This window comes from Streptomyces sp. NPDC058576, from assembly GCF_042718715.1.
Classification (GTDB): Bacteria; Actinomycetota; Actinomycetes; order Streptomycetales; family Streptomycetaceae; genus Streptomyces.
This window is the reverse complement of record NZ_JBHXPF010000020.1, coordinates 15,064-32,156: the sequence shown is the minus strand read 5'-3', so window position 1 is coordinate 32,156 and position 17,093 is coordinate 15,064. Positions and strand designations below refer to the sequence as shown.

The 17,093-nt window shown below is 72.6% G+C and carries 17 protein-coding genes; 10 read left to right on the top strand and 7 right to left on the bottom strand.

The features are described 5' to 3' along the window. Positions 1-97: 97 nt before the first annotated feature. From ACFWRV_RS16455 to ACFWRV_RS16435, 5 genes are all read left to right on the top strand, one after another. Positions 98-328, top strand: coding sequence for a hypothetical protein (locus ACFWRV_RS16455; RefSeq protein ID WP_384334586.1), 231 nt, complete (start codon positions 98-100; stop codon positions 326-328). Further along, positions 325-939, top strand: coding sequence for a pilus assembly protein TadG-related protein (locus tag ACFWRV_RS16450; RefSeq protein ID WP_384334583.1), 615 nt, complete (start codon positions 325-327; stop codon positions 937-939). The genes ACFWRV_RS16455 and ACFWRV_RS16450 overlap by 4 nt, the downstream gene beginning before the upstream one ends. 34 nt (positions 940-973) lie before the next feature. Further along, complete coding sequence (locus tag ACFWRV_RS16445; RefSeq protein ID WP_384334580.1) at positions 974-1,588, top strand: hypothetical protein; 615 nt, start codon at positions 974-976, stop codon at positions 1,586-1,588. A gap of 8 nt (positions 1,589-1,596) precedes the next feature. Further along, on the top strand, positions 1,597-2,244 hold the full coding sequence (locus ACFWRV_RS16440; protein ID WP_384334805.1) for an OmpA family protein: 648 nt from the start codon (positions 1,597-1,599) through the stop codon (positions 2,242-2,244). Between the two features lie 207 nt (positions 2,245-2,451). Then, on the top strand, positions 2,452-4,029 hold the full coding sequence (locus ACFWRV_RS16435; protein ID WP_384334577.1) for a hypothetical protein: 1,578 nt from the start codon (positions 2,452-2,454) through the stop codon (positions 4,027-4,029). A 17-nt stretch (positions 4,030-4,046) separates the two neighbouring features. On the opposite strand, the gene ACFWRV_RS16430 is transcribed toward ACFWRV_RS16435, so the two are convergent. The 4 genes from ACFWRV_RS16430 to ACFWRV_RS16415 all read right to left on the bottom strand — a co-directional run bounded on the left by ACFWRV_RS16430 (position 4,047) and on the right by ACFWRV_RS16415 (position 8,830). Next, positions 4,047-5,219, bottom strand: coding sequence for a hypothetical protein (locus ACFWRV_RS16430; RefSeq protein ID WP_384334574.1), 1,173 nt, complete (start codon positions 5,217-5,219; stop codon positions 4,047-4,049). A gap of 135 nt (positions 5,220-5,354) precedes the next feature. Continuing rightward, positions 5,355-6,053 carry a haloacid dehalogenase type II gene (locus tag ACFWRV_RS16425; RefSeq protein ID WP_384334571.1) on the bottom strand — a complete coding sequence of 233 codons (699 nt, stop codon included), beginning with the start codon at positions 6,051-6,053 and terminating at the stop codon, positions 5,355-5,357. An 85-nt stretch (positions 6,054-6,138) separates the two neighbouring features. Beyond that, positions 6,139-6,696: a hypothetical protein gene (locus ACFWRV_RS16420; RefSeq protein WP_384334568.1), complete on the bottom strand. Its 558-nt coding sequence runs from the start codon at positions 6,694-6,696 to the stop codon at positions 6,139-6,141. Between the two features lie 112 nt (positions 6,697-6,808). Next, entirely contained in the window at positions 6,809-8,830 is a 2,022-nt protein-coding gene (locus ACFWRV_RS16415; RefSeq protein ID WP_384334565.1) for a hypothetical protein, read from the bottom strand. 284 nt (positions 8,831-9,114) lie between these two features. On the opposite strand from ACFWRV_RS16415, the gene ACFWRV_RS16410 reads away from it, so the two are divergent. Continuing rightward, the gene (locus ACFWRV_RS16410) at positions 9,115-9,711 is read left to right on the top strand and encodes a hypothetical protein (protein ID WP_384334562.1); all 597 of its coding nucleotides are present in this window, start codon (positions 9,115-9,117) and stop codon (positions 9,709-9,711) included. A 131-nt stretch (positions 9,712-9,842) separates the two neighbouring features. Continuing rightward, positions 9,843-11,045, top strand: coding sequence for a hypothetical protein (locus ACFWRV_RS16405; protein WP_384334559.1), 1,203 nt, complete (start codon positions 9,843-9,845; stop codon positions 11,043-11,045). Positions 11,046-11,087: 42 nt separating this feature from the next. On the opposite strand, the gene ACFWRV_RS16400 is transcribed toward ACFWRV_RS16405, so the two are convergent. Beyond that, positions 11,088-11,525: a DUF192 domain-containing protein gene (locus ACFWRV_RS16400; protein WP_384334556.1), complete on the bottom strand. Its 438-nt coding sequence runs from the start codon at positions 11,523-11,525 to the stop codon at positions 11,088-11,090. A gap of 124 nt (positions 11,526-11,649) precedes the next feature. Between ACFWRV_RS16400 and ACFWRV_RS16395 the strand changes: the two genes are divergently transcribed. From ACFWRV_RS16395 to ACFWRV_RS16385, 3 genes are all read left to right on the top strand, one after another. Next, entirely contained in the window at positions 11,650-12,636 is a 987-nt protein-coding gene (locus ACFWRV_RS16395; protein WP_384334553.1) for a prepilin peptidase, read from the top strand. A 94-nt stretch (positions 12,637-12,730) separates the two neighbouring features. Next, on the top strand, positions 12,731-13,540 hold the full coding sequence (locus tag ACFWRV_RS16390) for a class I SAM-dependent methyltransferase (RefSeq protein ID WP_384334550.1): 810 nt from the start codon (positions 12,731-12,733) through the stop codon (positions 13,538-13,540). Between the two features lie 137 nt (positions 13,541-13,677). Continuing rightward, complete coding sequence (locus ACFWRV_RS16385; protein WP_384334548.1) at positions 13,678-14,124, top strand: hypothetical protein; 447 nt, start codon at positions 13,678-13,680, stop codon at positions 14,122-14,124. A 153-nt stretch (positions 14,125-14,277) separates the two neighbouring features. On the opposite strand, the gene ACFWRV_RS16380 is transcribed toward ACFWRV_RS16385, so the two are convergent. Beyond that, positions 14,278-15,471, bottom strand: coding sequence for a winged helix DNA-binding domain-containing protein (locus ACFWRV_RS16380; RefSeq protein ID WP_384334545.1), 1,194 nt, complete (start codon positions 15,469-15,471; stop codon positions 14,278-14,280). A 372-nt stretch (positions 15,472-15,843) separates the two neighbouring features. Then, a complete protein-coding gene (gene mgrA, locus ACFWRV_RS16375; RefSeq protein ID WP_384334542.1) occupies positions 15,844-16,893 on the bottom strand; it encodes an L-glyceraldehyde 3-phosphate reductase in 1,050 nt (349 codons plus the stop codon). Positions 16,894-17,093: the final 200 nt, after the last annotated feature.

The window sequence follows — 17,093 nt, the reverse complement described above, 5'->3', positions numbered from 1 at the left end:
AGCGGCACCGGCCAGGAGGAAGCCGGTACCGATGACGGCACCGCAGATGCATGCGAGCCGGCCGGCAACCGGTCGGCCGAACCCGGAGGGGAACACCATGTCGGACATCACCCTGAAGACCGCCGTCCGCGTCAACGGCTGGGCCAACACCGCCGTCAGCGCCATCCAGAAGCGCTACGCGGCGAAGGACCGGGGTCAGACGGCGTTCGAGTACCTGGGGATCATTCTGGTGGTCGTGGCGATCATCGGGGCGATCGTGGCGACGGGCATCGGCGGTGCGATCTCGAAGCGCATCGAGGGTCTGGTGAACTCGATCACGGCGAAGTGATTCGCTTCCTGCGCAGGGACCGAGGGCAGGCCTTCCCCATCTACATCATGATGGTGGCGGGCCTGCTCTTCCTTGCGTTGGCGTTCTTCGCTGTCGGCAAGGCTTCGGCCCTGCGTAACGGATCCCAGGGTGCGGCCGACGCCGCCGCGCTGGCCGCCGCTCAGAAGGCTCGGGACAACTTCGGGCCCGGATTCCTCGGCTCGCTGCCACTCAACACGTTGGATATCTTCCTCAACGCGCCTTTCGCCGCGCCCTGCGCCGAGGCGGCACGTCTGGCTGCCGCCAACGAGGCGGACGAGAAGCTCTGCTATCCGACCCCGGGATACCTGCGTGACCGGATCACGGTCGAGGTGGAGGGGCGCAAGCCGGTGGACTCGCCGGTGATTCCTGGTTCGGAGAACAGGAAGGCCGAGGCCAAGGCCACGGCGGTGATCGAGTTCAACTGCCCCAATCCGAAGGCTTTTGATTTCAACAGTGACGGAGTCCAGGACCTCTTCGTCTTCACGTGCCGGACCGGCGAGATCGTCAAGATCACGACGGCGGAGATCACCCCTGGTCTGTGGGAGACCGTGAGCAGGACTCTCTTCGACGTGCGGTTGGTCGACCAGTGACAGCGAAGCGAACGACGAGTAGAGGAATCGGACCATGAGCATGCGACGGACCAGGACGACCAGAAGGGCGATGACGGCTGTCACGGTGACGGCCGCCCTGGCCCTTGCGCTCGCCGGCTGTGGCGGTGACGGAGGCGACGAGCCCGGGGATGAGGGCTCCAGCGCGCCGTCAGCCCCGGCCAGCCCCTCCGGGGAGGACAAGGGTGAGTCGCAGCAGGACACGGCTGCGGGCGAGAACGTGGACCCGGACGCCAAGCTGGCGGAAGCTCGCGGTCAGAATGGGCTGACGCTGGTCATCAACCAGGTCAAGCGTGACTCCGGCGGTTTCGTGACCGTGCAGGGTGAAATCAAGAATGGCGGCGACAGCACCCAGAACACGTCCAACTGGGTCGGACAGGAGTCCGCGCTGGTAGCGAAGAACCCCAACTCGGTCGCAGGTGCGACGCTGGTGGACAAGACGGGCAAGAAGAACTACTACGTGCTTCGGGACACCGACGGTAGATGCCTCTGCACGACCGCCATTGTTCCGCTGTCTCCCGGAGAGTCCGCGTCGGTCTTCATGCAGTTCCCGGCTCCTCCGCAGGAGACGATGGAAGTCGACTTCACCTTGCCGACTTTCGCCACTACCTCACTCAAGATCTCCGGGTGACCGCAGACATGAAGATCACCCGACGTGTCAAGACCACGGGTAGCGCCGGCCGCGCGGTGGCTGTCGTCGCACTGGTGATGAGCAGCGCAGTCCTGGGCGTTTCCGTTTCCCACGCCGACGACGGCCCCAGTGTTCCGCCGGGTACGGAAGCGACATCCGAGGCGCCTGTTCCCATCGACGCAAGCGATCCTGATCTGAAGATGCCCGAGGGCGGGACGCTCGCACCTGGCAAGGTTCTCGACATCGTCCAAGTGGTCGAGGACCAGGGCGGCGAAGAACGCCGCGAGGACAGCAACGCCGACATCAAGTTCGCGCTCCAGGCGGAAGTCCTCTTCGGCAAGGACAGCGCGAAACTCGGCTCCGCGGCCAACGCCCGCATCGCCGCCATCGCGGAGGAGATCAAGAAGCAGAACGCGACCAAGGTCCGCGTCTTCGGCTTCACCGACGACCTCGGCTCCTCGGCCCACGGAGACGTCCTCTCCAAGAAGCGCGCCGACGCCGTGCACGGGGTCCTGTCGAAGGAGCTCGGGCCCACGATCACGTACGAGATCCGGGGCTACGGAGAGCAGTACCCGATCGCCAGCAACAGCAACGAAGAGGGCCGGAAGAAGAACCGCCGCGTGGAGGTCTCCTTCCCGCGCGGCGAGGGTTCTTGACCTCTCCGTACCTCCTCACGACGGCCCGGCCCGGCACGCGACGACTTCGCGCGCCGGGCCGGGCCGTCTGCCGTGACCGCAGGAATCCGGCCATATCCCCGCCGACCCCGTCACCCGAACAGCGGACCGTCGTTTGCGTTGTGGGTTCCTTGGGTGGGGCGCCGAGGTGCACGGACGAACAGGCGTCGAGAACGGGCGGAAGGTGTGATGGGTGTGGAGGCCCACGCGACGAACGAACGCGTGACGGGACGCAGGTGGACGGTGCGGCTCGACCCCGTCGGCCGGGGCCGTGCGGACGTCCGCGTCTCGTGCAGCCGCCCGGCCTGCGCCGCGCAGGTGCTGCCCTCCGCGGCCGCCGGCCGCACGGCGGCGGTCGGGCATCTCAAGGCCCACCTGCGCGCGGGCCCGGCCCCCCGCCCCTCGGCGCACTGCGCTTGCCGGGCCGAGGAATGCCACACACACATCCGCCCCGTCGGACCGCGTGAGCGCCCCGCGCCCTGGAGGTGCGGGGGAGCGGTCGTCCTGACCGTCATCACGGACCGGGAAGGGCGCTGGTGGCAGGTCATGGAGTGCTGCTCGCGGTGCGCGGCCGCCCACCCCACCGCGAAGATCGTCGCCACCGCCCCGTCCCCCGGGGCGCCGGCTCAGGCCGGCGCCTTCCGGGCCGGCGGCGCCGCACCCGCGTCGGCCTCCGCCACCCCCGTGCCGGCCATGTCGGCCGTCGGCCCGCACTTCTCGCACAGCGCCCCCGGGACCGCCGTCCCGCACCAGGCGTCGGCTCCCCGGTCCACGACGAGGCCGCCGCGAAAGCGCCCCCGGCGGGGGCGGATCGCGCAGCGCCTGGTCCCGCACGACCTCCGGCCCATCGCCCTGCGCGACGAACTCACCGCGCTCGGAGAGGCCTTCCGCGCCTACCAGAAGCGCCCCGAACCCGACCTCGCGATCCTCGCCGACCTCCACGCCCGCAAGGCCGAGGCCTTCTTCGCCTGGGCCGACGTCACCGCCGACACAGCACTGCGGCTCGACGCCCAGCGAGCCGAACAGGCCGCCGCCACCGCCCGTCTCCAGCATCTGCACCGCATCGGCCAGGCCCCGGAAGGCGAAGGGCCCGCTGTGGCACGGCTGCTGACCGCCCCGGCACAGTGGAATCACGCACGAGCCGTTCTCGCGCACGTGGGCGACCACGCACCCCTGCCGGGCGCGGAGGCACGCCTGCTGGTGGTGATGCTGACGTTGCGCACCGCGCAGGCCGGCGTCGGCAACCTCGTCGGGCAGGACCTCAAGGGGCTGCCCCTGCGCGATCCCGAGCATCTGGTGGGGCAGCTGCTGGAGTGCGGCTGGCTGGATATCTCCGGGACCGTCGAGGAACTGATCGCCTCCCGCCCGGAGAGCCCCACCCAGATCAGCGTGCCGTCCCTGACGCCCGACGACAGTGACCCGGGGCCGTTCACGTTCGGCAGGAAGATGCGCCCCAAGCTCAGCGGCTGGGCCCAGCGAGTCGTCGGGGAGAAGAAGCTCCGCAAGGGCAAGACCGAGGCCGACGCACGGCTGCTTGCCCTGGCCCTGGCCACCGGAGCCGACGGCGAGGGACACCTGGGGCACGAGGGGCAGGGCATCGGTCTGGAAACCCTGTCCTCCTGGTGCGCCGTCGACCCCGGCGACCTGCCGGACCTCGTGGACCGGCTGACCGCGGCGGACTGGCTGGCCGAGACGGTCGTCACCGGCACCCTCCTCACCGGCCGGCTGACCGAACGTGTCCTCCCGCTCGGTTGCCCGCTGACCTGAGGACCGAGGACCCATGCCTACGGCGTCGCTGCCGCCGGCGTGGCGGCACGGGCGCAGACGGGCCGGGTCCGGGCGGCGTAGGAGCGGGCGGCCGCCAGGAGGCCGAAGCCCAGGCCGCCGAAGGCCAGCCCGCCGAACGCGACCATCCAGGTCACCCCGGAACCGGTGGTGAACGCACCGGACGCCTCCATCCTCGGCAGCACTCCGGCAGCACTGAGCGGGGCGTAGACCAGCAGGACGACTCCGTACACGGACAGGCCGACCGCGCACGACCAGGCCGGGAACAGGGGCAGGAGACGCGGTACCCGCCGGCCGGAGAGGAGCAGCGTCCAGCGGGGGAAGACCTGCCCCCACGGGTGGAGCAGTCCCAGGAGCAGGAAGACCGCCGCGGCCGCGGCCAGCACGGTGACGTCGATCCCCACCGATTCGAGGGCCTTCGCGACTCCCGACGCGCCCGCGTTCGCCTCCCGCCACCCCTCCGCCGTCACGCCGATCGCATCACCGCCCAGCGTCCAGACGGTCTTGACGCCCGCCCACGGCAGGATCCCGCACAGGAGCAGGTACACCGTGCGCCTGGTTCGCTTCGAGGCCGAGGAGGGGCCGGGGTGGGCGAGCGGCCCACGGAAATCCCCTGCTTCCGCGTGCGTGTGTCCGCAGCGCGGGCATCTGCCGAGCTGCCGGCGGCGGCCCGACACCGCGACGAGGATCAGAAGAGCGGCGCCCACCGCGCTCAACAGCGTGTGCACCAGGCCGGTGGCGCTTTCCACCCCGGAGAACGACGCCAGCGTCACGAAGTACGCCGGCAGGCCCGCCATCCCCATCACGAACACCGGTACGGTCAGGATCAGCGACGCCGCCACCGTCACTCGGCCACGCCCGGCGAGCGGCCGGCCGGTGGCGAGGCAGGCTCCGGCGGCCACGACGGCAAGGGCGGCCAGGAGGAACAGGACCGCCGGCGCGTACGCCACATCCGGCGACCAGGGCACGGTCGTGCCCGTCGCCGCCCACGTGACCTGGATCGCGGCGAACAGCAGGCCCCACACCGCCGCGGCGTACGGAATCCACACCGGCCAGCGCCGCGACCACCCCGTCCACCCCATGTCCTCCGACGGCTGCCCGGCGCCCGTATCCAGCTGCGATTTCCTAGAAACAACCACCGTGACCTCCAGCTCTGCGGTGCTGACGATCAAGGCTCCCCCGGGCCCGCGCTCAGACGCATCCCACGCACGGGCCATCCGCCTCCCCCGCCCGGGGGAGGAACGGACGGGCCTCGCGGATGCGTCGATCCCGCTGCAACACCCCTCCCCGTACGCCCCTTCGACCCCCTACGACACCCCCAGCTGCGCCGCCAGGTCCGCCAAGTCCTCCGCGTACACGTCGAACCGGTCGAAGGAGGTGGGCGGGTCCCCGACCGGGCGGGCCACATAGGCCGTGCGCAGGCCCAGCGCCTGGGCGCCGCGCAGGTCCCAGGCGTGCGCGGCGACCATCAACAGGCGCTCCGGCGGCCTCCCGGCGACGGTGACCGCCAGCCGGTAGACCGCCGGGTCCGGCTTGTAGGTGCGGGCGTCCTCGGCGGACAGGGCCTGGTGCCAGCGCAGTCCGGCGTGGGCGTTCAGCTCCAGCAGCGCCGTCCTGCTCGCGTTGGAGAGGCCGATCAGCGGGAAGCGCGCGGCGAGCCGGGTCAGGCCCGCCAGGGTGTCGGGCCACGGCGGGAGGCGGCGGGCCGATCGTGCCAACGTCTCCACGGCGGCCGGATCGTCGACCCCGGCGGCCTCCGCTACGAGCCCGGCGGCCTCCCGGTCGACGTGATCGCTGGGGAGGTAGGGCCGGTCGCCGTCGACGATACGGCGCTGCTCGCGCTCGATGTGCCGCTGCCACAGCAGCAGAAGCCGCTCGACCTCCGGGACCTCCGGGACCCCAGGGGAGGAGGCAAGTGCGCTGATGCCGGCGCGGAGTCCGGCGGGTTCGTCGACGAGCGTGCCGAGTACGTCGAAAACGAGAGCGTCGATCGTCAGCTCTGCCATGGCGGGGTCTCCGAGAAGTGAACGGCGTAAGGGAGGAGGCTGCGGACTGCACATGCGTCAACGCCCAAGTCCTGCTCCGCATGCCCTACTTGACCGTGACCGACTCCACGAACGCGTCCAGGTCCTCCGCATCGACCGCGTCCTTCACCGCGTTCAGCCGCACCACGAACGGAACGCCCTTCGTGTCCACGCCCGCGACCAGCACCCCGGTCATCGGCGTTCCCCTGTTCGGGGTGTCCTCCCGGCCGTCCGCCGTGAAGTCGTAGTCGATCCGGCGGGCTTCGCGGGCCTCACCCGCGTCGTCCGGACCCGCGAGGCGTACGTCCTCCGTCGCCTTGCGGGTGGAGTTCAGGCCGATGCCCGCCCCCGCCGCTGCCGCCGCCCCGGCCGCGTCGTCCACGCCCGTGGCGAAGTCCAGCTGGACCGAGACCATGCCGGTGCGGATGCCGTCCTTCTCCTGGAGAGCCACGGCCGCGTTGCTCTTCGCCCGCTCGGCCGCGGGCTGTTCCGCGTACCCCTCGCTCTTCGGGTAGCCGACGCTCAGGCTCCCGGTCTCCAGCGTCCCCCAGCCCTCGGGCACGGAGGCGGTGTCCTGATCGCCGCCGCATCCGGTCAGCAGCACGGCCGCTGCCGCGACGGCCACCGCGGCCGCCGTCACCCGCCGCCGGGAGTTCCGCGTGCTTCGCGTGCACGGCGTGCTCCGCGTCCCGCGTGCCTTCCGCGTCCTGGTACTCATCCCTCGTGTCACCGCCCGTTCAGTTCGCGCAGTAGCTGTACGGAAGATACGTGCGCGCGTCGCCCTGCGGGGCCCCGAGGAACCGCGCGTCCGCCAGTGTCTCCCTCTTCTCCTCCGTGGAGAGGGAGAACCCGAGGCTCATACCCAGCGAGATCTCGAAGCCGAACTCCTGGGCGTCGCTCTCGCCGGTGTACCGCATCGAGCTGGACAGTCCGTCCTCGAACATCAGTTGCTGGAACGGGTCGTTGCCCTCCGGGCGGGTCTCCATGCCCTGGTCGCCGAAGAGGTACGCGAACGGGGCGGTGTTGTTCCCCGAGCCGTCGAGCCACTGTTCGGCGACGCCCCGCTTGGCCTCGGTCGCCGCGTCCGTGTCCTTGCCGAAGACGATCGAGTTCGTCACCACGTCGATACCGGTCTCGCCCGACGAGTCCGACGCGCTGCCCTTGCCGCCGCGCTTGTCCTGGCCGCTCTCGCCGTTGTCACCGCCGACCTCGACCTTGCCGGACGTCGAACCGCTCTCCACCGTCTGCGTCATGTCGATGCGGACGATCTTCCCGGTCTTCTGGTCGCGGGTGACGGTGATCGCGCCGGTGCGGTTCTGCTTGCCGCCCACCGTGCCCTTGACGGGCCCCACGTCGCCGCCGGCCTTGCCCTCCAGTTCGAGCTTGGCGGTGTACGTGTACGACTCGTTGCCGTTCACGTCGTCCTTGGTGATCGTCACCTCGGGCGAGAACGTCGCCTTGCCGCCGAGCTTCGCGCCGAGTTCGCCCTCGTCCCCACCCGTGACGGCGAGGCCGCCGTCCGCGTAGGCGTTGAGGCCGACGGTCGAGTAGGAGATCTTCTTGTCGCCGATCTTCTTCTCGATGTCCTCCTTCTTCTCCGCCCACTTCATGGCGGAGTACCAGCCGCCGCCGTAGCCGCCGCTGTGCTTGGTGGAGGTCTCCCACATCTTCATTTCCTCGATGTCGTCCCGCATCTTCTGCGCCTCCTCCTCGCTCGCGAAGATCCAGGTGTCACCATGGGTGATCTTGATACCGCCACCGATGTCGACATCCGCCTTGCCGAGGCTCCCGAGCTTCACACCCGGGGTGCTGGCCGTGGCCCCGGCGGAGGCGGCGTCGGTGAACGTCATGGAGACGACCTTGTCCTCGCCGTCGACCGTGCCGTCGCCGTTCACGTCGGTGCTCGCCTGGGAGACCTTCTGCTGGAAGCCGTACTCCTCGCCCCACTCGAACCAGCCGATCTTGACCTTGCCGCCCGCCGTGTCCGAGATGCTGGAGACCTGGCACATCTTGGGCTCGTAGTCGGCGTCCGTCTTCGGCTTCGCCCCGGGATCCTGGCCGCCGGTGGAACACGAGCCGCCGCCACCGGCCAGCGAGCTGATCGCGCACCGCAGCCGCTCCCCGATCTTCCCGCCGACCCCGGCCATCGCCATCGCGCCGATCAGCATGACGACGAGGACGACGACGCCCAGGTACTCCGTCGCCGTCGCGCCGCTGTCACGCCAGTTGTACGCGTACTGCGGCGGGGGCGGCGGCCGGGTGGCGCGCTCCTCCAGGAGCCGGTCGACCGCCACCCCCGACGCCGCGCCGGCCGCCAGCGAGGCGGCGGGCATGAGGACGCCCTCGATCCCGACGACGTCCCCCGCCACGGCGAAGCCGTACAGCAGCCCGGCCGACGGTACGGCCAGGGCGGCGAGCAGATACACCGTGCGGGAGGACTCGCGGTACTCGTCGGGGAGGATGCGGGCCGCCGCCAGGACGGTCAGGAGCGTCACGACGAGCGCGGGCAGGTGGATCAGGGCCAGCCGCCAGCCGAAGGTCTCCAACCGCGCCTCGGTGCCCAGCAGTTCGAACAACGCCCGGTTCGTGAGGAATCCGGCGGCGAGGTAGACGAGGGCGCCCGTCACCCAGCTACGGGTCAACGCGAAGAACCGGCCACCCTGTTGGCCGTGGCGCGGTGCGCCGGACCCCGCGATGCCGTGGCGCCCCGGCGGTATGTGGCCCGCGCTCCGGTCTCCCCAGCCCCCGCCACCGCTCACGGTGCACCTCTCCTCGACCCAGCGCGTGTTGCCCGACGGCCGAGAGCGTACGGCCGAAAAGCCGTCCCCGCCCGGGTCCCCGGTCCCAAACCCGGTCCCAAACCCGGGCCCAAGTGCGCTGCGAGGCGGCGGTGTTGCTCCGGCGGGCGGTCGCCGTTCCGCTTGGGGCCGCCCGTGGGTCCGTGGGCCCACGCAGCCCCGGCCGTCGCTCGGTACGCTCAAAGGTGCCGGGGGTCGCCGACCACGACGCCGCGCGATGAAGTGAGCGATGGGGGTGGGCGTCGATGGGTGCCGGATTCTTCTACGCGTACCACCTGGGCTGGACCCGGCTGGACGCCCGCACCCTGCTGGGAGACCTGGAGGCCGAAGGGCTCCGCCCGGCGCACCCGGTGACCGGCAGCACGGTGCTCGTCAGCCTCGACTCCGCCTCCCTGGGGGCTCGTTCGCCCGTCACCCGGGAGCAGTTGCTGTCCCTCGCCGGCCTCCAGAGGCTGCACGAGGTCGGATTCCGCTTGTGGACCGACGGGGGCCTCGACCTCCTGGTGCGCATCCGGCGGGCCCGGGCCGGTGTCGTCGCCGTCGAGTTCTCCGTCGGGGAGCTGCCCGAGCCGGAGCGGGACCACGCGGTGAGCGCCATCCGGCGGACCGTCGGGCGGGCCTCCGTGCCGTGCATCGGCTTCGTCGTCGACCGGAGCGGCGCGACGGCCGCCACCGACTGGGACGGTGTCGTCATCGAGGGCGCCGCGCACCTCGACGCCTGGCCGGACACCGTCGCCGTACGCGACGAGACGGCGGCCCGGCACCCGCAGCTGGCATTCATGGACGCGGCGGATATGTCCCCGTGGAAGGTGTTCGGGAACGAGGTACTCGACGGCGTCTGAGCCGGCCCGCCCGGTCGGTGCCCGAGAGGGGCAGCCGGCCCGGACCACCCGGCCGCCCGGCCCCCCGCCGGACTCCCGGCCCAGGGTGCCCGTGGCACGGTCGGGCCCCCGTCGACGTCATAATCGGCCGTATGTCCGATCACCAGCTCCGCACCCGGACGCCCGCCGCTCCGGCCCCCGCCCCCCGCATGTCCGGCGGGTCCCGGGTCGCCGCCGCGTTCCGGGTCGCCGCGCCCGCGCTCGCGGTCTACGCCGCCGTGCGGGCCCTGGGGCTCCTGGTCTTCTGGGCAGCCGCGTCCGCCGCGGGGAAGGATCCCCTGGGGCCGCTCAGCGGGCGCTGGGACTCCGTCTGGTACCAGCGCATCGCCGAGAACGGCTACCGCTACACCGCCACCCTCCCGGACGGGTCCGTCCACTCCGACCTGGCGTTCTTCCCCCTGCTCCCGGGCCTCGAACGCGGCATCTCCGAGGTGACCCCGCTCACCCTGGGCGGTGCCGGCCTCCTGGTCGCCTGGACGGCCGGGCTGCTCGCCGCCTGGGGCATCTTCGCCGTCGGGTCCCACCTCCGGGGACGGCGTACGGGGGTGGTGCTGGCCGCGCTCTGGGGCGTGTACCCGACGGCGTTCGTCCAGTCGATGGCGTACACGGAGACCCTGTTCACCGCGCTCGCCGCCTGGGCGCTGTACGCCGTCCTCAAGGGCCGCTGGATCGTCGCGGGCGCGCTGTCCGTCCTGGCGGGGCTCACCCGGCCCACGGCGGCCGCCCTCATCGCGGCCCTGGCGATCACCGCCGCCGTCACCCTCGTACGCGAGTACCGCGACGAGCGCCGCGCCGGCCCGGTTCTGCGCCGCAACGCCCGGATGGTCGCGGGCGTGGCGCTGGCCCCGCTCGGCTGGCTGGCGTACGTGGTGTTCGTGGCCGTCCGCGAAGGCAGCCCGTTCGCCTACTTCGACGTCCAGGCGCAGTGGGGCAACAACATCGACGGCGGTCGCGCGCTCGCCGCCTTCATCGCCGGACTCCCGTGGCCCGCCGCCCTCGGCCTGTGCGCGGCGATCGGACTGCTCGGGTGGCTGGTCGTGCTCTGCGTACGGCAGCGGCAGCCGCTCCCGGTCCTCGTCTACGCCCTCACGATCGTCGTCATCTCGCTGATCGGCGCCGGATACTTCGGCTCCCGGCCGCGCCTGATGATGCCCGCGTTCCCGCTGCTGCTCCCGCCCGCCGTCGCCCTGCTGCGGCTGCGCACCACGGGACGCACGGTCGCCGTGCTCGCCGTCCTCGCCTGTGCGTCCGCCGGTTACGGGGCCTGGACCCTGCTGGGCGCCGGCCCGCCGTAGGGCACCCTGCCACCACCGGTCCCCGGACGAGGCACCCTGCCCCTACCGGTCCCAGGACGCCCCGGACGTCCCGGACGCGGTGGCCGACGCCGCCCTCGGCTCCACGCGTACGCCCGGCCGCACCCCCCACCGCTCCATCGCCCCGGCCTCCGCCTCCACCACGTGCCGGGCCCGCAGCCGGGGCAGCCCGAGGCGGCCGGGGCGCATCGTCGTCACCGCCAGGACGGTGAACCTCCGGTCCAGGTACGCCACATCGATGGGGAACCGCATCCGGAAGGTGTGCACGCTCCCGCACGGGGTGAGCAGCATCGCCCCCTCGATCCCGTCCCGCCCGAGCAGCCCCCTGGAACGGGCCCGGTACGAGGCCGCGATCCGCAGCGGCACCTCCGTGGCCCCGGCCCCGCCCCCGGCGTCCGTGGCCCCGCCCCCGGAATCCGTGCCGACCGTCAGCGTCCCGTCGCCATCGCGCCATGTCCTCATGGGCACCGACCGTAGCCCCCGGGGGACGCGCCCGGACCCCGAACGGCGACGCTTGGGCCCTGGTCGACCGCTCTGGGCCCCCGGACCCAAGACCCCTGCTCTTGGAGCCCGTTAGGGTCGTCCTGTGGACGCCGCGCTGCTCGTCGCCGCCGCGGTCTGGGGTGCCGTCACCGGACTGCTGATCCCGCGTGCCGCCTACCGGTTCGCCGTCGAGCCGGAGGAGTCCTGGCGTACTGCGTGCCCCGCCGGTCACCCGCTCACCGGCCCGGTCCGCGGCTGGCTCGGCCCGGCCCGGTGCGCGCCCTGCGCCGCCGGACCGGGAGCGCTCGCCGTACCCGGGGCCGACACCACCGCCGCCCGACCGGGCGCCGAACGCGAGCCCCGCACCGCCCCGAGCCACACCCCGGACCCGCCCGACCTCAGCGCTCCCGCCTCCGGCCCGCCCGACCTCGTGGCTCCCGTCTCCGGCTCGCCCGACCTCGTGGCTCCCGTCTCCGGCTCGCCCGACCTCGTGGCTCCCGTCTCCGGCTCGCCCGACCTCGTGGCTCCCGTCTCCGGTCCGCCCTCGTACGCCCCCCGCGTCCTCGCCCCCCTGGTCACCGTGGCCGCCTGTGTCGCGCTCGCCGCCGCCACCGGGACCCGGCCCGAGCTGATCGGCTGGCTGGCGCTGGCGCCCGTCGCCGTGCTCCTCGCCGTCGTCGACCGGCGGGTGCACCGGCTGCCCGACCCGCTGACCCTGCCGCTCGCGGCCGCGGCCGTCCTGTTGCTCGGCGGGGCCGCGCTGCTCCCCGGGCACGCCGGATCCTGGACCTCCGGGCTGCTGGGCGGCCTGGCCCTGGGCGGTTTCTACTTCCTGCTCTTCCTGATCAACCCGAACGGCATGGGCTTCGGCGATGTGAAGCTCGCCCTCGCCCTGGGCGTGGCCCTCGGCTGGTACGGCTGGACCGTGCTGTTCCTGGGCGGGTTCGCCGGGTTCCTGTTCGGGGCGGCGTACGGACTCGGCCTGGTGCTCCTGCGCCGGGCGGGGCGCAGGACCGGTATCCCGTTCGGCCCGTTCATGATCGCCGGGGCGCTGACCGGTCTGCTGCTGGGGGCCCTGGCCGCCGGGTGAGGAGACGCCCCGTCCCGTGGGGAGGGGTGCCCTTCCCCAGGGGCCGGGCCGGAATCCATTCGCGCGCACCGGGCCCGCCTGACACGATTCCGGTATGCCCGAACCATCCACCTCCGCCGACCTCCCCTTCGACTCCGCGGCCTCCCGCGACCGGTTCGAGGCCCTCGTGGCCGAGGCCGACGCCGTTTCCGTGGACGGGTGGGACTTCTCCTGGCTGGAGGGCCGCGCGACCGAGGAGCGCCCCTCCTGGGGGTACGCCCGCGCGATGGCCGACCGGCTCGGCCGGGCCCGCGCCGCGCTCGACCTCCAGACCGGGGGCGGCGAGGTGCTGGCCGCCGCGCCGAAGCTCCCGCCGGTGACCGTGGCCACGGAGGCCTGGCCGCCCAACATCGCCCGCGCCACCGCCCTCCTGCACCCGCTCGGGGCGGTCGTCGTCGCCGACGAGGACGAGCCGCCGCTGCCCTTCGGCGACGCCGCCTTCGACCTCGTGGTCAGCCGTCATCCCGTCACCACGTGGTGGGAGGAGATCGCGCGCGTGCTCGCCCCCGGCGGTACGTACTTCTCCCAGCAGGTCGGACCGGCCAGCGTCTTCGAACTCGTGGAGTACTTCCTCGGTCCGCAGCCGCCCGAGGTCCGCCGGGGGCGGCACCCCGAGGACGCGCGGGCAGCCGCGACGGCGGCGGGTCTGGATGTGGTGGACCTGCGCTCCGAGACCCTGCGCACCGAGTTCCGCGACATCGGCGCGGTCGTCTACTTCCTGCGCAAGGTGATCTGGATGGTGCCCGGATTCACCGTCGAGCAGTACCGGCCCCAGCTGGCCGCGCTGCACCGGCAGATCGAGGCGGAAGGGCCGTTCCTCGCCCGCACGGCCCGCTTCCTGATCGAGGCCCGCAAGCCCCGGTGACGGTGGCCGGATCTCGCCCTGTCCGTCAACCTGCTTACTCCGTACGCCCGTTCAGCCCCGTCTCGGAGGCAACGGGATCGCGCGGGCGGCCGTCCTATCCCTCGGGAGGCACGCACAGTGAAGGAGTGGGAGCGGTCATGACCGTGGAGAGGGAAGACTGTGCGGGGCCCACCGGGCGCGCGCGGCACGGCAACGCCGACTGGCTCACGGGGGCCAGGATCACCGCCGTTCTCGGCGTCTACTACCGGCCCGAGGGCCGGGCTGGCGAGCCGGAGGCCGTCGAGTTCGTCCTCGCCGAGGACCAGTCGGTCCTGCTGACCTGCGCCTCCGACCGGACGCTGCGGGTCACCGCGGGCACCTGGCCGAGGCTGCCCGACTGGTGCGTACCGGCGAGCCAGTGGCAGCAGGCCCCGCCCGCCCTCCTGCCGCCGGTGCCGTACGGGGGAGCGTGGACGGTCGTGGGCACCCAGGAGCTCAGGGACGCCGACGGGGAGGTGCTCCAAGCCGTCATCCGGTGCGAGGAAGGGGACTTCGTGGTGGTCGCCGGGGACACGATGACGATCCGCTTCGCCCCCCGCCCCTGACCCGTACGCCCTGTCCTGCCTGGTACGGCCCCCGCCCCTGACCCGTACGCCAAGTCCTGCCTGGTACGTGCCCTGACCCGTGCGCGGCGCGCCCTGCCCGTACGCTCCCCGCCACCCGGTACGCCCGCGCCTTATCCGCACGCACCTCCGTGCCTACGCGTGCGGCCCCACCGTCACCGGGCCGACCGTCAGTTCCGCCGAACCCTCCATGATCGCGGCGACCCGCTCCACCTGCTCCTCCAGCGCCCGCAGCCGGGTCGCGGACAGCGGCTTCAGCGGTTCCACCGTCACCGCGATCCGGCGGCCCGAGCGGCGCTGGTGCCAGACGCCGGCCACCGTGCCGTCCACCAGCAGCACCGGGAAGTTCCCCGCCTGCCCGCCCGCGAGAGCCCGCTCCTCCGCCGCCCCCGGGAACAGCCGCTCCCGGGGCCAGGAGGCGATGGCGAACGCGTCGAAGTACGGAAGCAGGCGCACGCCCCGCACCTTCGCCGCCGGGAAGTCCGTGTCGCCCGCGACCACCCACGCCGGGCCCTCCTCCGCGAACGCCACCTCCTCGATCGCCCCCGCCTCGGCCAGGGCGGCGAACTGCTCGGCCGCCCAGCGCTTCGGTGCCGCGAGCCACCGGGCGAAATGCGCGGGGGTGGCCGGCCCGTAGGCGTGCAGGTACCGCTCGATGAGGGCCGCCAGGGCGTCGGCGCCGGGCAGCGCCGTGCACCCGGGGTTGGTGTACGTCGCCTTCCGGCCCCGGTTCGGGGCGTAGGCGAGGACGCCCCGGTGGCCCGCCAGGTGCAGGACCTGACGCCAGCGCGGCCACATCGCCTGGAACCCGGGCATCACCAGGTCCCCGGCCCACGGCCCGGTCCGTGCGACGACCTCGTCGGAGAGCTCGTCGATCGTCAGCTCCGCCCCGGTCAGCGCCTCCCCGACGGCTGCGACGACCGCCTCCACCTGGTCCGGGGTCATCCGGGCGTCCTTGGTGAAGGGGTTCGGGCCCGTCGGCACGGCGGACAGGGCCCCGGTCCACAGGGGCAGGTCCGCCGCGGGCAGCAGGTGGACCGTGCCGCGCGGTCCGAACGTCTTCACCAGGGTCCGGTCGGTCCACAGGGCCGTACGGACGTCCTCGCGGGTCAGCCCGTCCCCGCGCAGCCCCACGGACAGCTCGGCCGCCGACAGCACCTGGGCGTGCGCCCCGAGCATCGCGGCCACCGCGTCGCCGGCGGACGCGAAGGGCGACGCGGTGGCGGCGGCATCCGGGTGGAGGTGCTGGCGGACCAGCCGCCGGGCGTTCGCCCCGGCCCAGGTCACGGTTGCCGTCGCAGGTGCGGGCACAGGGGATCGTGTCGTCATGCCCCGAACCTAGAGCCCTTTGAGGTCAGCTTCTGTCCTCTTCCGGACCCTGGCGTCAAGGCGGCGGCGCCCGGCGACCCCTCGATACGGAGGTCGATATCGGGCCGCGCAAGGGCCGCGGAGGGGCTCCGAAGAGAGCGCGGATGGGGGGCGCGTCCTGCTCGGAACGCAGTCCGGCGCATCCGGAGAGTAATGGTGGAGTGGCGTGGCACGCGTCGGCGCTTACGAAGGGTTATGGTGGAACCCCCCCCTCGGGCCGGTCCGTATCCCCCCCCACGGACCGGCCCGTTTTTTATGGGCCGGCGCGGGCGCTGCCGTTCGGCCCCGGTGCGCCCCCGCTGAATCTTGTGCGCGGGCCCCGTTGAGCCGACGTCAGCTGCGGCCGGCCCAGATGTTGGTGCCCGCCGTGTCCACGGCGAAGGCGTCGATCTCCTTCAGTTCCTCGGCGGTCAGCGCGGGACCCGCGAGGGCGGCCACGTTCTCCTCCAGCTGCTTCACGCTCGACGCGCCGATCAGTGCCGAGGTCATGCGGCTGTCGCGCAGCACCCACGCGATGGCGAGCTGGGCCAGCGACTGGCCGCGGCCCCGCGCGATGTCGTTGAGCCCGTTGAGCCGGCGGACCACCTCGTCGGAGAGGAGACCCGGGTCCAGCGACTTGCCCTGGGTGGCGCGCGAGCCCTCCGGGATGCCCTGCAGGTACTTGTTCGTGAGCAGGCCCTGGGCGAGCGGCACGAAGGAGATGCAGCCCATGCCGGCCGCCTCCAGGGTGTCGAGCAGCCCGTCGTCCTCGATCCAGCGGTTGATCATGGAGTAGGACGGCTGGTGGATCAGCGCCGGCACGCCCATCTCCTTGAGCAGCCCGGCCGCCTCGGCGGTCTGCTCCGCGTTGTACGAGGAGACGCCCACGTACAGCGCCTTGCCCTGCTGGACGGCCGACGCGAGGGCGCCCATCGTCTCCTCCAGCGGGGTGTGCGGGTCGAAGCGGTGCGAGTAGAAGACGTCGACGTGGTCGAGGCCCATCCGCTTCAGGGAGGCGTCGAGCGAGGACAGCAGGTACTTCCGCGAGCCCCACTCGCCGTACGGGCCGGGGTGCATCAGATAACCGGCCTTGGTGGAAATGACCAGTTCGTCACGGTACGGAGCGAAGTCCTGGGCGAAGAGCTTGCCGAAGTTCAGCTCGGCCGAGCCGGGCGGCGGACCGTAGTTATTGGCCAGATCGAAGTGGGTGACGCCGAGGTCGAAGGCCCGGCGCAGGATCGCCCGCTGGGAGTCCAGGGCCCGGTCGTCGCCGAAGTTGTGCCACAGGCCCAGCGAGAGGGCGGGCAGCTTGAGGCCGCTGCGCCCGGTCCGGCGGTACTCCATGGAGTCGTAGCGCGAATCGGCGGCGCGGTGGTACAGGTCGGGGGAGAGGTAATCAGTCACGTTTCACTCCTTATCACGGAGTTGTGACAGACCGGGTTGGGCCCCCGTGACCCGGTCGCAGTAATGTGGCCGCTTCGGGGAATGCCGGTGTGCGGCGCGGCGATGGCCCGCGCGGCCCGTACCAGTGGTAGGGGTGCGGACCGCCGAGGGGTCGTGCGGGCGGCGCAGGCCGTGTGGCGATCCCCTGCGGGGGACGGCCC

Coding starts and splice junctions, on each gene's coding strand:
- ACFWRV_RS16405 (WP_384334559.1), top strand. CDS start 9,843: ATGTCCGATCACCAGCTCCGCACCCGGACGCCCGCCGCTCCGGCCCCC.
- ACFWRV_RS16440 (WP_384334805.1), top strand. CDS start 1,597: ATGAAGATCACCCGACGTGTCAAGACCACGGGTAGCGCCGGCCGCGCG.
- ACFWRV_RS16445 (WP_384334580.1), top strand. CDS start 974: ATGAGCATGCGACGGACCAGGACGACCAGAAGGGCGATGACGGCTGTC.
- ACFWRV_RS16385 (WP_384334548.1), top strand. CDS start 13,678: ATGACCGTGGAGAGGGAAGACTGTGCGGGGCCCACCGGGCGCGCGCGG.
- ACFWRV_RS16380 (WP_384334545.1), bottom strand. CDS start 15,471: ATGACGACACGATCCCCTGTGCCCGCACCTGCGACGGCAACCGTGACC.
- ACFWRV_RS16410 (WP_384334562.1), top strand. CDS start 9,115: ATGGGTGCCGGATTCTTCTACGCGTACCACCTGGGCTGGACCCGGCTG.
- ACFWRV_RS16390 (WP_384334550.1), top strand. CDS start 12,731: ATGCCCGAACCATCCACCTCCGCCGACCTCCCCTTCGACTCCGCGGCC.
- ACFWRV_RS16425 (WP_384334571.1), bottom strand. CDS start 6,053: ATGGCAGAGCTGACGATCGACGCTCTCGTTTTCGACGTACTCGGCACG.
- ACFWRV_RS16400 (WP_384334556.1), bottom strand. CDS start 11,525: ATGAGGACATGGCGCGATGGCGACGGGACGCTGACGGTCGGCACGGAT.
- ACFWRV_RS16435 (WP_384334577.1), top strand. CDS start 2,452: ATGGGTGTGGAGGCCCACGCGACGAACGAACGCGTGACGGGACGCAGG.
- ACFWRV_RS16455 (WP_384334586.1), top strand. CDS start 98: ATGTCGGACATCACCCTGAAGACCGCCGTCCGCGTCAACGGCTGGGCC.